12 protein-coding genes are annotated in these 12,896 nt (G+C 59.2%); 7 read left to right on the forward strand and 5 right to left on the reverse strand.

Annotation, left to right across the window (positions count from 1 at the left end):
- Positions 1 to 115: 115 nt before the first annotated feature.
- Entirely contained in the window at positions 116 to 1,246 is a 1,131-nt protein-coding gene (locus tag ACMGF9_RS13730; protein WP_044031421.1) for a tail fiber domain-containing protein, read from the reverse strand.
- Between the two features lie 317 nt (positions 1,247 to 1,563).
- Positions 1,564 to 2,793 carry a peptidase T gene (pepT, locus tag ACMGF9_RS13735; RefSeq protein ID WP_004941154.1) on the reverse strand — a complete coding sequence of 410 codons (1,230 nt, stop codon included), beginning with the start codon at positions 2,791 to 2,793 and terminating at the stop codon, positions 1,564 to 1,566.
- Positions 2,794 to 2,850: 57 nt separating this feature from the next.
- On the opposite strand from pepT, the gene ACMGF9_RS13740 reads away from it, so the two are divergent.
- From ACMGF9_RS13740 to ACMGF9_RS13765, 6 genes are all read left to right on the forward strand, one after another.
- Positions 2,851 to 3,123 (forward strand): hypothetical protein, encoded by a 273-nt coding sequence (locus ACMGF9_RS13740; RefSeq protein WP_126180994.1) that lies wholly within the window; start codon positions 2,851 to 2,853, stop codon positions 3,121 to 3,123.
- 25 nt (positions 3,124 to 3,148) lie between these two features.
- A complete protein-coding gene (gene potA, locus ACMGF9_RS13745; protein ID WP_004941151.1) occupies positions 3,149 to 4,264 on the forward strand; it encodes a spermidine/putrescine ABC transporter ATP-binding protein PotA in 1,116 nt (371 codons plus the stop codon).
- A complete protein-coding gene (potB, locus tag ACMGF9_RS13750) occupies positions 4,248 to 5,108 on the forward strand; it encodes a spermidine/putrescine ABC transporter permease PotB (RefSeq protein ID WP_004941149.1) in 861 nt (286 codons plus the stop codon). The genes potA and potB overlap by 17 nt, the downstream gene beginning before the upstream one ends.
- Positions 5,105 to 5,887, forward strand: a complete 783-nt coding sequence (potC, locus tag ACMGF9_RS13755) for a spermidine/putrescine ABC transporter permease PotC (protein ID WP_021504822.1) — start codon at positions 5,105 to 5,107, stop codon at positions 5,885 to 5,887. Before potB ends, potC begins: the two co-directional genes overlap by 4 nt.
- Positions 5,888 to 6,106: 219 nt before the next feature.
- Positions 6,107 to 7,666 (forward strand): PTS transporter subunit EIIC, encoded by a 1,560-nt coding sequence (locus tag ACMGF9_RS13760; protein WP_099981849.1) that lies wholly within the window; start codon positions 6,107 to 6,109, stop codon positions 7,664 to 7,666.
- Positions 7,667 to 7,690: 24 nt separating this feature from the next.
- Positions 7,691 to 9,076 (forward strand): glycoside hydrolase, encoded by a 1,386-nt coding sequence (locus tag ACMGF9_RS13765; RefSeq protein WP_118892117.1) that lies wholly within the window; start codon positions 7,691 to 7,693, stop codon positions 9,074 to 9,076.
- A gap of 12 nt (positions 9,077 to 9,088) precedes the next feature.
- Here the strand turns inward: ACMGF9_RS13765 and ACMGF9_RS13770 are convergent, their stop codons facing one another.
- Positions 9,089 to 9,799 (reverse strand): MurR/RpiR family transcriptional regulator, encoded by a 711-nt coding sequence (locus ACMGF9_RS13770; RefSeq protein WP_044031424.1) that lies wholly within the window; start codon positions 9,797 to 9,799, stop codon positions 9,089 to 9,091.
- A 236-nt stretch (positions 9,800 to 10,035) separates the two neighbouring features.
- Here ACMGF9_RS13770 and potD point away from each other — a divergent pair, with 236 nt between their 5' ends.
- Complete coding sequence (potD, locus tag ACMGF9_RS13775; RefSeq protein WP_015377584.1) at positions 10,036 to 11,079, forward strand: spermidine/putrescine ABC transporter substrate-binding protein PotD; 1,044 nt, start codon at positions 10,036 to 10,038, stop codon at positions 11,077 to 11,079.
- A 45-nt stretch (positions 11,080 to 11,124) separates the two neighbouring features.
- Here potD and cobB read toward each other — a convergent pair whose 3' ends face one another.
- Together cobB and nagK are read right to left on the reverse strand one after the other, a co-directional pair.
- The gene (cobB, locus tag ACMGF9_RS13780; RefSeq protein ID WP_015377583.1) at positions 11,125 to 11,961 is read right to left on the reverse strand and encodes a Sir2 family NAD+-dependent deacetylase; all 837 of its coding nucleotides are present in this window, start codon (positions 11,959 to 11,961) and stop codon (positions 11,125 to 11,127) included.
- A gap of 11 nt (positions 11,962 to 11,972) precedes the next feature.
- The gene (nagK, locus tag ACMGF9_RS13785; RefSeq protein ID WP_015377582.1) at positions 11,973 to 12,893 is read right to left on the reverse strand and encodes an N-acetylglucosamine kinase; all 921 of its coding nucleotides are present in this window, start codon (positions 12,891 to 12,893) and stop codon (positions 11,973 to 11,975) included.
- Positions 12,894 to 12,896 lie beyond the last annotated feature (3 nt).

Consider the following 12,896-nt stretch of genomic DNA (forward strand, 5'->3'; position numbering starts at 1 on the left):
CTCATATGCCAGTCCTTTTATTTCGTTGATGTGGCAGCAGAGTAAATTCTTAAGTGCTTATCGCCAGCAGCACTATCGGTTAATACTCTGCGCTACCCACAAAAATTGTTATTACTCAGGCGCACGTAATCGCTTTTTCCAACGCTGCCAACCGCGATTCCAGCGTTTCTCGGGCCGCTCGCTCTTCCTTAAGCGCTTCAACCAGCAACGCCACCACGCCGTTGATATTGATGCCCCGCGCATCTTTCAGCACGCTGCCGTCATTAAGTTTCAATTCGGTTTGGGTCACCGACTGCGGCAATACGCTCTCCACTTCCTGAGCGATCACCCCGGCCTCCGGCACGCCCTGTTTGAGGTAGGTGTAGCCGCCAATATTGGCCAGCTTGTCCAATGCACCGGCAATCTGGGTGATGTCCGTTTTCATGCGGGCATCGGAGCTGCTGTGCCAGGCGCCGTTGGTGTAGGCGTTACCATCATTACGGAATTCGTACCAGCCTTGCCCACCACCGTTGGCGACATTCAGCACCAGCGAATGGTGAGAGCCGACAAATTCATGATGATAAAGGTTGGCATACAGGTCGTATCGCCCCTGCAAATGCAATCCATTGGTAATACGTCCCTTATCATTGTCAACACTACGGTTCCCAGCAGCCCAAATCCATCCATCGGGGTTGCGTTTAGTCAATTGCCCTACAGAAAGCTCGGCGTTGGGCCTTACCTGCAGTTCGTTCCAGTTACCCTGCCAGTCTCGATAAGAGAGCAATCCATAATTTTCTTTACCAGCGACAATCCGCGAGCCCATTAACATCACCGTAGTGACGTTGCCGCTGGTAAAATTAGTATGCATGGCAGCCGCATCATAAACCTGACCATTGATAAGCGGAGTCGGGCCGGTGGTCGAAGTGGAGATACCCGCGTTGTGCGACACCACCGCACCGCCGGAAATATCCACTCCATTGCGCATCGCAACCCGGCCAGACGCCAAATTGAATGAGAACGGGCGCAAGGTGTTCCACTGCCCGTTAAGCGCTTGGCCGCCCGGCGTCGCCAGCGCGTAAAAATCGCGGCCATCATTACGCAGCATCACGCCGGTATTGCCATTTGCCAGCCGAAAACCATTGGCCGATTTGGAGACGATTTCACCGTCGCTGACCACGCGCTGGCGCAGCGTAGACAGCGATTTCAGTTCGGTAATATCGTCGTTAACGCCGTTAATCACCTGAGCATTTTTCTTTTCTTCTGCCATGATTGTTACCCTCTTACGTCCTGTTTGATGGCGGTTAACAGCGCTCATTCCCCCAGCATCCCCTGGCGACTGGGCTCACCGCACCGAAGCTGTAAAACCGGTTAAGCACACAGCCACACTGTATGCATAAACAGCACTTTATCTCGAAGGATAATGGGATTCCCTCACCGCGGGTTGTGTAGTGAACGAAACAACCATGAGACTGGGAACCATAAAGAGAACAGAAGAAGAAGATAACGGCGGGCGCGCTGGGCCCCGCCGGGCGGCTCAGAAAAGCATAGTCGGGCCGGCGCTAGCCGGCCGGGGAACGAAGGTGTTTACCGCGCCCGCTCGGCGGCCAGCGCCGCGATGCGCATGATCACCGCCACCGCTTGCTCCATGCCTTCCAGCGTCACGAACTCGTGCTTGCCGTGGTAGTTGTAGCCGCCGGTGAACAGGTTCGGGCACGGCAGGCCGCGGAACGACAGCTGCGCGCCGTCGGTGCCGCCGCGGATCGGCTTCATCACCGGTTCGATGTCGCAATCGCGCATCGCCTGCTGCGCCAGCGCGATCACGTGCGGGTGCTCCGCCACCTGTTCGCGCATGTTGTAATAGCTGTCTTCGATGCTGACTTCGATATAGCAATCGCGCGGCAGGCCTTTGCCGACCTCGCGAGCGATGTCCACCATCTTGCGCTTGCGCGCCTCGAACCCTTCGCGCTCGAAGTCGCGCAGAATGTAGTGCATTTCGGCGCGCTCCACGCTGCCCTTGATGCTGCTGAGATGATAAAAGCCCTGGTAGCCTTCGGTGGTCTCCGGCGCTTCGTCCGCCGGCAGCGCCTGATGAATGCGGGTCGCCAGCGACAGCGCGTTGACCATCACCCCCTTGGCGCTGCCGGGGTGTACGCTGTTGCCGAGGATTTTGATCGTCACCGAGGCGGCGTTGAAGTTTTCGCACTCCAGCTCCCCGACGCCGCCGCCGTCCACCGTGTAGGCCCATTCCGCATTGAAGGCCGCCACGTCGAACAGCTGCGCCCCCTTGCCCACCTCCTCGTCCGGAGTGAAGGCCACGCGGATGTCGCCGTGCGGGATCTTGCGCGCGCGCAGGCGCACCATGGCGGTGAGGATCTCGGCGATGCCCGCCTTGTCGTCGGCGCCCAGCAGCGTTTTGCCGTCGGTGGTGATCAGCGTCTGCCCCAGCATCTGGTGCAGGATCGGGAACATCACCGGCGACAGCACTTCATCACCGATGCCGAGCGCAATGTCGCCGCCGCGATAGTTCTCGACGATCTGCGGATTGACGTGTTTACCGCTGAAATCCGGCGAAGTATCCAGATGGGCGATGAAACCGACCGCCGGCACCGGCCAGGCGACGTTACCCGGCCAGGTGCCCATCACGCAGCCGTGTTCGCTGAGCGACACCCGCTCGAAGCCGAGCGCGATCATTTCCTGCTGCAATGCACGCGCCAGCTTCAACTGCCCGTCGGTGCTCGGCACATGCTTTACGTTCGCTTTGGACTGGGTGTCGAAAGAGACGTAGTTGAAAAAGCGGTCAAGTAATTTGTCCATGGTAGCGGCCCCTCAGAATATCGCGTTTCATTATGCGGAACCGATCAGGATCAAATATTGCGTCAGGTCATTTTTAACCAGAATTCGCCAATATCATTAATCTTTGTGATGATTTCTGAGGGGAATAATGCTGTCATCACAGGGTCATTTGTCGCTATCATGATGAAAAACGCGGCATCTGGGCCGGATCGGCTTTCAATTCCGGCATTCAGCGTCTATCATGCGCGCTCGAAAAATTTCCATTGGCGTAACTGGTTTGAGCTTCATTTGATCAGCGGGTATCCCGCAAGCTCCGGCAGTCTTTTCCAGTTGCGGTTCTATCTGCATTAGCCCCCGGGATAGAGTAATACGATAAATGACTGAGACATCCTCTCCGACTCCCCTTGTTGAACTGCATGCCCTGAGCAAAGCGTTCGATGGCAAAACCATCATTGCCGATCTGGATCTGACGATTAACCACGGCGAATTCCTCACCATTCTCGGCCCCTCCGGCTGTGGCAAAACCACGGTGCTGCGCCTGATCGCCGGTCTGGAAGACGCCGATGTGGGCCGCATCGTGCTCGACGGCCAGGACATCACCGCCATTCCGGCCGAACATCGCCACGTCAACACCGTGTTTCAAAGCTACGCTCTGTTTCCGCACATGTCGGTGTTCGACAACGTCGCCTTCGGCCTGCGCATGCAAAAGGTGCCGGCGGCGGAACTGACGCCGCGCGTCGAAGAGGCGCTGCGCATGGTGCAGCTGGACGACTTTGCCAAGCGGCGGCCGGGCCAGCTCTCCGGCGGCCAACAGCAGCGCGTGGCCATCGCCCGCGCGGTGGTCAACAAGCCGAAGGTGCTGCTGCTGGACGAATCGCTGTCGGCGCTGGACTACAAGCTGCGCAAGCAGATGCAGAACGAACTGAAAGCGCTGCAGCGCAAACTGGGCATCACCTTCGTGTTCGTCACCCACGATCAGGAAGAAGCGCTCACCATGTCGGATCGCATCGTGGTGATGCGCGAAGGCCGCATTGAGCAGGACGGCACGCCGCGTGAGATCTACGAAGAGCCGAAGAACCTGTTCGTCGCCAGCTTCATCGGCGAGATCAACATCTTCGACGCGGTGGTCCTGCAACGCCTCGATCCGCAGCGGGTGCGCGCCAACGTGGAAGGCCGCGAGTGCGACATCTACGCCGATCTACCGGTAGAGCCGGGCCAAAAGCTGAAGGTGCTGCTGCGTCCGGAGGATCTGCGGGTGGAAGAAGTGAACGACAGCGCGCAGCACGACGGGCTGATCGGCTACGTGCGCGAGCGCAACTACAAAGGCATGACGCTGGAATCGGTGGTCGAGCTGGAGAGCGGCAAAACGGTGATGGTCAGCGAGTTCTTCAACGAAGACGATCCGGACGTCGATCACTCGCTCAATCAGAAGATGGCGGTAACCTGGGTTGAAAGCTGGGAGGTGGTGCTGGCCGATGAAGAAATCGCGTAAAGTCTTCCAGAATGTGGTGATCGTCGGCGTCGTCGCCTGGCTGTTGCTGTTCGTGTTCATGCCGAACCTGATGATCATCGGCGCCAGCTTCCTGACCCGCGACGACGCCAACCTGGTGCAGATGGTGTTCACGCTGGACAACTACCGGCGCTTGTTCGATCCGTTGTACGCCCAAGTGCTGCTGCACTCGCTGAACATGGCGCTGATCGCCACCCTGTGCTGCCTGGCGATCGGCTATCCGTTCGCCTTTATCCTGGCGCGGTTGCCGCAGAAAGTGCGGCCGCTGCTGCTGTTTCTGCTGATCGTGCCCTTCTGGACCAACTCGCTGATCCGCATCTACGGCCTGAAGCTGTTTCTCAGCACCCGCGGCTATCTCAACGACGCGCTGCTGTGGATCGGCGTCATCGACAAGCCGCTGCGCATCATGTACACCTCGGAAGCGGTCGTCCTCGGCCTGGTGTATATCCTGTTGCCGTTTATGGTGATGCCGCTCTACTCCAGCATCGAAAAGCTCGATAAGTCCTGCCTGGAGGCGGCGCGCGATCTCGGTGCCAGCAAGCTGCAAACCTTTATCCGCATCATCGTGCCGCTGACCATGCCGGGCATTATCGCCGGCTGCCTGCTGGTGGTGCTGCCGGCGATGGGGCTGTTCTTCGTCGCCGATCTGATGGGCGGCGCCAAAAACCTGCTGATCGGCAACGTGATTAAAAGCCAGTTCCTCAATATCCGCGACTGGCCGTTCGGCGCGGCCACCAGCATCTGCCTGACGCTGGTGATGGGGCTGTTGCTGCTGGTTTATTACCGGGCCGCACGCCTGCTGAACAAGAAGGAGGATCTGGCATGATCGGACGTCTGCTGCGCGGCGGCTTTATGACGCTGGTATACGCCTATCTGTATATCCCGATCGTCATCCTGATCGTCAACTCCTTCAACGCCTCGCGCTTCGGCATCAATTGGCAAGGGTTTACCACCAAGTGGTACAGCACCCTGCTGAATAACGACAGCCTGCTGCAGGCCGCGGGCCACTCGCTGACCATGGCGGTGCTCTCCGCCACCTTCGCCACGCTGATCGGCTCGCTGACCGCGGTGGCGCTGTACCGCTACCGCTTCCGCGGCAAACCGTTTGTCGGCGGCATGCTGTTCGTGGTGATGATGTCGCCGGACATCGTGATGGCCATCTCGCTGCTGGTGCTGTTCATGCTGCTGGGCATTTCGCTCGGCTTCTGGTCGCTGCTGTTCTCGCACATCACCTTCTGCCTGCCGTTCGTGGTGGTGACCGTCTACGCGCGCCTGAAAGGCTTCGACGTGAAGATGCTGGAGGCCGCGCGCGATCTCGGCGCAAGCGAGTTCACCATTCTGCGCAAGATCATCCTGCCGTTGGCATTGCCGGCGGTAGCGGCCGGCTGGTTGCTGAGCTTCACCCTGTCGATGGACGACGTGGTGGTCTCCTCCTTCGTCACCGGGCCGAGCTACGAGATCTTGCCGCTGAAGATCTACTCGATGGTGAAAGTCGGCGTCTCACCGGAGGTCAACGCGCTGGCCACCATTTTGCTGCTGCTGTCGCTGGTGCTGGTGATCGCCAGCCAGTGGGTGATGCGCGATCGCTCGCCCAAGGCCGAGTAACCCATCCCGCCGGGCGCTGCGGCGCCCGGTTGTGATCCCCTTCACAACCGGCACCGGTTGTCACTCCCTGACCATCGGTGCCTATTTCCGCCCCGCCGATTGCAGCGGCGAAAACTTCCCCCTATAACTGAACTCAGGCAAGGTGCCTTATTTTTTTCTCGCTTCCAGGGAGTTTATTCAGCAACGTCGTCATCCATTAAAATATAAAAAGGAACTGCCATGAAAGGTATTATCGATAATATCTTAAGCAAGCTGCAGCTTTTCTCCAAAGCCATGATGGGGCCGATATTTTTCCTGCCGGTAATCGGTCTGATCCTGGCGCTCAGTTCTATTCTCACCAATGCCACATTAATCAATGAACATTCCGCCGTCTTCTCTATCGGTAAAATGATCGGCGATACCTTCTGGCCATTATTCGGCAACCTCGGGCTGATTTTCTGCATCGGCATTACCTACGGTCTGGCCAAAGACAAGAAAAGCGAAGCGGCGCTGGTCGCCGTGATGTGCTTTATCATGTTCCTCGGCGCCAACGCCTCTTATCTGCAATTCAGCGGCCATGTCGCGGCCAAGATCAACGGCGAATATTACGGCACCGGGCAGACGGAGTTGCTGGGTTTTACCGTGGTGGATATGGGCATTTTCCTCGGTCTTATCCTCGGCGTCACCATCGCCTGGGTGCATAACCGCCTGTGCAACGTCGAACTCAACGGCGTGTTCTCGGTCTACGGCGGCGCCAAGCTGGTGCTGATTGCCATGACGCCGATCATCATGCTGTACGCCGTCGCCTTCAGCTACCTGTGGCCAGCGATCTCACAGGGCCTGATCGCGCTGACCGGCTTTATGAAAAGCGCCGGCTCGCTCGGGGTATTCGTCTACGGCTTCTTTGAGAAATTCCTGATCCCCACCGGGCTGCACCACTTTATCTGGTCGCCGTTCCAGCTTACCAGCATCGGCGGTTCGATCGTGCAGGACGGCCAGACCGTCTCCGGCTCGCAGGCGATTTTCCTGGCCTATATGCGCGACCCGAGCATCTCGCCGCTGATGAACGAAGCGCTGCGCTTCTCGCAGCAAGGGATGGTGACCATCTTCGGCCTGTCGGGCGCGGCATTGGCTTTCTATCACACCGCCAAGCCGGAAAAGAAAATGCTGGCCAAGGCGATTCTAATCCCGGCCATCACCACCTCGATCCTGGTCGGCATCACCGAGCCGATAGAGTTCACCTTCCTGTTTATCTCTCCGCTGCTGTGGGTGATCCACGCCGTGTTGACCGCGCTGTCGCAGGTGGTCTGCAACCTGTTCCAGGTGCGCCCCTGGGGCGCCAGCGGGCTGGTCGAGTTCCTGGCCTATAACCTGCCGCTGCCGGTTTCCCTCACCCGCTGGCCGCTGTACGTGGTCATCGGCCTGGTGCAGTTTGCGGTGTATTACCTGGTGTTCAAAACGCTGGTGCTGAAGCTCAATCTGAAGACGCCGGGCCGTGAAGATGATCAGGACGTCAGACTCTATTCCAAACAGGATTACCGGAACCGCAAAAATACCCCGGACGAGCCGAGCGGCATCATTATTCGCGCGCTGGGCGGCAAGGAAAACATTATTTCCGTCGATAACTGTTTTACCCGACTGCGGGTGGAATTAAAGGATATGACGCGGGTGGATGAAGCCGCGTTAAAAAGCACCGGCGCCAAAGGCGTAGTGAAGAATCGCCGTGAAGTGCAGGTAATTTACGGTGTCACGGTCGGCAAGGTCAAAAATCAGGTAGAAAAATATTTAGCGTCACTCTAACGCTTTATTAATGGGAGATATCGAATGAAATTAACCGTTCTCGGCGGCGGCGGCGTGCGTTCCCCGTTCCTCGCCAAATCCATCGCCTATAACGCCCATCGCATCGGCATTACCGAAGTGGTGTTTATGGATACCGATGAGCGCCATCTGGCGATCTATGGCGCCCTCGCGCAGGGCGTATTCCAGCGCATTCGCGGCGACATTGCTTTCAGCCTCAGCAGCGATCCACGCCAGGCGCTGCAAGGCGCCGACTACATCATCACTACCCTGCGCATCGGCGGCGAGGAAGGCCGCATCCATGACGAACGCATCGCGCTCAATCACCAGTTGCTCGGGCAAGAAACCACCGGCGCCGGCGGCTTCGCCATGGCGATGCGTTCGATTCCGGCGATCCTCGACTATTGCCGCCTGATCGAACAGGTTTCCTCACCGGACGCGGTCCTGTTCAACTTCACCAATCCTTCCGGCATGGTGACCGAGGCGATCATCAAATCCGGCTTCCAGCGCCGGGTCTACGGCATCTGCGACGCCCCCAGCGAGTTTATCCGCGAACTGGCCGAGCTGCTGGGCTGCCGCGAAGACCAACTGAGCGTCGACTGCTTCGGCCTCAACCATCTTTCCTGGTTCCGCAATGCGCGCGTCAACGGCGAACCGGTCACGGAGCGGTTGCTGGCGGATCCGCGCCTGTATCGTGATACCTGCATGAAATACTTCTCGCCGGAGTTGGTGGCGCTGTCGGACAATTTGATGCTCAACGAGTATCTCTATTATTACTACTATCGTGAGCAGGCGATCGCCGCCATCGTCGCGGGCGGCGAGACCCGCGGCGAACAAATCGCGGCGATCAACCGCCAAATGCTGTCAGAGTTAGGCGTGCTGGACATCCCCCACCAGTTGGAACACGCCTTCTCTGTCTATTTCAGCCATTATCTGCAGCGCGAAAACTCCTACATGCAGCGCGAGTCCAACCAGGGCAAGGTGAAAACGCGCGAGATGCTGACGCTGCAACAGTTTATCGAGCAGCCGGACAGCGGCGGCTATGCCGGGGTGGCGATCGACATTCTGGAGGCGGTCAACAGCGGCCGGCAAAAACGCGTGGTGGTGTCGATGCAAAACCGCGACACGCTCGATTTTCTGCACCCGGAAGACGTGATCGAAATCAGCTGCGAATTGAGCAGCGCCGGCATTCAGCCGGTCAAAATGCGCGATATTCCCGACACCCAGAAAAACCTGATTTCGCAGGTGAAAGAGTACGAACGGCTGGCGGTGGCGGCGATCCTGACCGGCAACCGCCAACTGGCCATCAAGGCGCTGATGGTGCACCCGCTGGTCAACTCCTACTCGCTGGCGAAAACGCTGGTAGAGGAGTACCTGCAGGCCCACCGCGCGTATGCCGGGCACTGGCGCTAAACGGTGCGGCCGTCAGCGGCCGCGTCGTTCAAACCAGGCGGTGATCACATTCTCGAATCCCAACAGACAGTGGCCGAAAAACGGGTTGGGATAGTAGATATCGTGATCGTATTTTTGCCGATCCTCAAACAGAAAGGTCATGTCGGCCTGCTGCGCCAGCGGGCTGTCGCCGTCGCCGCAGAAGGCCGCCAGCAGGATGCGGTTACGCTTCACCGCCTCGCTCCAGCTCAGCGCCGAGCCGCTGTTGCCCGACTTTGAAATCACGATCACCATGTCGAAGCGAAAGCGCGTCTCACGGTCAAGAATGTCGAAATCCGGCCACAGCGACAGATAACTGTCTACACCCAGCGTCATAAACTTGTTGTACATATATTGAGCCACCAGCTGCGAAAAACCGCTGCCGTGGATCAGGATCTTGCCGTTGTCGAGCAGATCGAGAAACTGCGCCTGCTGGGCCGGCGGTGCCGCCGACGTAGCGCGTTCCGCCTGGTAAGCCGGCGCCATCGTCAGGTTGAATTTGATGAAATAGACCAGTTCGAGATAGCCGCGAAAGCCCAGCTTTTTAGCCAGCCGCACCAGCGTCGAGGGGGAACTGTAGCAGCGTGCGGACACCGCACGGATGCCGTCGTCGATGCAGGCGTCCGGGTTGTCGAGAATGCAGTGCAAAATCGTCAGATCCGTCTTGCTGAGCTCAGCCTGGCTGAAGACCTGTTTGAAATTCATCGCTGCCCTCGTTTATTCGACAAAATTATTGTTTCGCACGCGCTTCACCGCCTGTCCAGCGCGAGACACACAAATTGTGATGCGCTTTAAGGCGCAGAACCCCTTGATTTGCCAGCGGGATAACCGCCTTTACCCACCCCGCCCCGGCCCCTATAATGGCCCCTTTCTGGGGTATGGCGCGGCCGAAAACGGCGGCTCATACGGGTTCGGCTCACTACTGCTGAAGGATACGCTGCATGAAAAAGTGGTCACATCTGCTCGCAGCCGGGATGATGGCGCTGAGTTTCTGCTCTGCAAACGCCTCTGACGGCAAAACGCTGTATTTCTATAACTGGACTGAATACGTCCCGCCGGGGCTGCTGGAGCAGTTCACCAAAGAAACCGGCATCAAGGTGATCTATTCCACCTATGAATCCAACGAAAGCATGTACGCCAAGCTGAAGACCTACAAAGACGGCGCGTACGATCTGGTGGTGCCTTCCACCTACTTCATCGCCAAGATGAGCAAGGAAGGCATGCTGCAAAAAATCGACAAGAGCAAGCTCAGCCACTTCAAGGATCTTGATCCTACCCTGCTGAACAAGCCGTTCGATCCCAACAACGACTACTCCATTCCTTATATCTGGGGCGCTACCGCCATCGGCGTCAACAGCGACGCGCAGGATCCGTCCACCGTCACCTCCTGGGCCGATCTGTGGCAACCGCAGTACAAAGGCCGCCTGCTGCTGACCGACGACGCGCGTGAAGTGTTCCAGATGGCGCTGCTCAAGCTGGGCTATTCCGGCAACACCACTGACCCGAAAGAGATCGAAGCCGCCTATCACGAACTGCAGAAATTGATGCCGAACGTGCTGGCCTTCAACTCCGACAACCCGGGCAACCCGTTTATGGAAGGGGAAGTCAACGTCGGCATGGTGTGGAACGGCTCGGCCTTTGTGGCGCGCCAGGCCGGCACGCCGCTGGAGATCGTCTGGCCGAAGGAAGGCGGGATCTTCTGGATGGACAGCCTGGCCATTCCGGCCAACGCGCGCAACGTCGAAGGGGCGCTGAAGCTGATCGACTTCCTGCTGCGGCCGGAAATCGCGGTGCAGGTGGCGGAGACCATCGGTTACCCGACGCCGAACCTGGCGGCGAAGAAGCTGCTGTCGCCGGAGATCGCCAACGACAAGTCGCTCTACCCGGATAAGGCGGTGATTGAGCACGGCGAGTGGCAAAACGACGTCGGCGACGCCAGCACGCTGTACGAAAGCTACTTCCAAAAGCTGAAAGCCGGGCGCTAATACGCCCGCCATCCCATCAGGGCGCATTGCGCCCTGATGCCTTTCTCAGGGGCGGTCGGCCCGCGCCACCTTGCCCACCAGGAACTTGTGCACAAAACGCGGCACCACTTCGCTGGCCAGACCGTAGTGTTTCTCATCGAACTGGCTCTCTACCTGGCTCGGTTCCAGGTTCAGCTCCATGGCGTAAGCGCCGCCCAGCCGCGCCTCATGCACGAAGCCGGCCGCCGGATAGACATGGCCGGAGGTGCCGATGGCGACGAAGAAATCGGCCTTGCTCAGCGCCTGGTAGATGTCGTCCATACCCAGCGGCATCTCGCCGAACCACACCACGTGCGGCCGCAGCGGCGCCGGGAACTGGCAGCAATGGCAACGATCGTCAACGCTGAGATCGCCGGGCCATTCGAACACCTGCCCCGACTGGGTGCAACGCACCTTCAGCAGTTCGCCGTGCATGTGCAGCACCCGCTTGCTGCCGGCGCGCTCATGCAGGTTATCAATGTTTTGCGTGACCAGCAGGAAGTTGTCCCCCAACCACTCTTCCAAATCCGCCAACGCGCGGTGCGCGGCGTTCGGGGCGATCTCCTCCGTCTGCAGCTGGCGGCGGCGTTCATTGTAAAACGCCTGCACCAGCGCCGGATCGCGCTGGAAACCTTCCGGCGTGGCGACGTCCTCCACCCGGTGCTCTTCCCACAGCCCATCCGCGGCGCGGAAGGTGCGAATGCCCGACTCGGCCGAAATGCCGGCCCCGGTCAACACCACCACAAACGGCTTTTTCAGCTCGGCCGCCGCCATGGTGTCACGGTGAAAAATGCGTGAACGAAAGCGCTGATGCAGCACATGCTTACTCTTGCGAAACTGACACAGCCGATGGCGAGTGTGCATTAACTCTCTCCTTACTTTTCCCTGTTTACCAAATTGAGGAACGCTGCGCCGCGCACGCCGCCGGCGTCGCCATAGCGCGCCTTCTCGATGCGCGGCAGCCGAGCCACCCGCAGCAAGTGCGCCGGCAGCCGCTGCGGCAACGCCTGGTAAATGGCGTCGAAATTCGACAGCCCGCCGCCGATCACCACCAGATGCGGATCCAGCACCGTCAGCAGGTTACCCAGGCAGATCGCCAGCACGTCCATAAAGCGGTCGACGTGAGCCACCGCCTGCGGCTCGCCCGCCTGATAATGCGCAATGATCTCGGTGGCAGGCAAGCGCCGGCCATAGAAATGGGCGTACATCCATTCGAAACCGCGGCCCGATATGTAATTTTCAATGCAACCCTGATGGCCGCACCCGCAGGCAACGCGAGGCACATCACGCCCCAGCACCTCGAGCGCGTCCACCGGCAGGCGCAAATGGCCGAACTCGCCGGCGATATAGTTGCGCCCAGGCACCGTCTTGCCATCGACGATCAGGCCGCCGCCCACGCCGGTGCCGAGGATGATGCCCAGCACCGTCGGGTAGCGGCGGAACTCGTCGTCCCAGGCTTCCGACAGCGCAAAGCAGTTGGCGTCGTTATCGACGCGCACCTCGCGCCCGATCAGCGCCGCCAGATCGCGCGGCAGCGGCCGCCCCATCGCCGCCGGCACGTTGGCGGTAAACAACGTGCCGTCATCGTCGTTGGGCAGGCCCGGTATGCCGATGCCGACGCTGCCGCGCCGGCCGCAAAACGCATCCGCCTCAAGGGTCAGATCGCACAGCGTGGCCAGCAGTTGCCGGTAGTCTTCACGCGGCGTCGGCACCCGCTTTTGCCAAATGCGCTGCAGGTTGCCGTCGAACACCCCCAGCTCAATCTTGGTGCCGCCCATATCGAAACCGTAGTACATAAC

The organism is Serratia sp. BNK-23, from assembly GCF_047456145.1.
GTDB classification, from domain to species: domain Bacteria; phylum Pseudomonadota; class Gammaproteobacteria; order Enterobacterales; family Enterobacteriaceae; genus Serratia; species Serratia nematodiphila.

Bases quoted from the DNA above. Each gene is read 5' to 3' on its own strand.
- ACMGF9_RS13765 (WP_118892117.1), top strand. From the start codon at position 7,691: ATGAAATTAACCGTTCTCGGCGGCGGCGGCGTGCGTTCCCCGTTCCTC.
- potA (WP_004941151.1), top strand. From the start codon at position 3,149: ATGACTGAGACATCCTCTCCGACTCCCCTTGTTGAACTGCATGCCCTG.
- cobB (WP_015377583.1), bottom strand. From the start codon at position 11,961: ATGCACACTCGCCATCGGCTGTGTCAGTTTCGCAAGAGTAAGCATGTG.
- nagK (WP_015377582.1), bottom strand. From the start codon at position 12,893: ATGTACTACGGTTTCGATATGGGCGGCACCAAGATTGAGCTGGGGGTG.
- ACMGF9_RS13730 (WP_044031421.1), bottom strand. From the start codon at position 1,246: ATGGCAGAAGAAAAGAAAAATGCTCAGGTGATTAACGGCGTTAACGAC.
- potB (WP_004941149.1), top strand. From the start codon at position 4,248: ATGAAGAAATCGCGTAAAGTCTTCCAGAATGTGGTGATCGTCGGCGTC.
- pepT (WP_004941154.1), bottom strand. From the start codon at position 2,793: ATGGACAAATTACTTGACCGCTTTTTCAACTACGTCTCTTTCGACACC.
- ACMGF9_RS13770 (WP_044031424.1), bottom strand. From the start codon at position 9,799: ATGAATTTCAAACAGGTCTTCAGCCAGGCTGAGCTCAGCAAGACGGAT.
- potC (WP_021504822.1), top strand. From the start codon at position 5,105: ATGATCGGACGTCTGCTGCGCGGCGGCTTTATGACGCTGGTATACGCC.
- potD (WP_015377584.1), top strand. From the start codon at position 10,036: ATGAAAAAGTGGTCACATCTGCTCGCAGCCGGGATGATGGCGCTGAGT.
- ACMGF9_RS13760 (WP_099981849.1), top strand. From the start codon at position 6,107: ATGAAAGGTATTATCGATAATATCTTAAGCAAGCTGCAGCTTTTCTCC.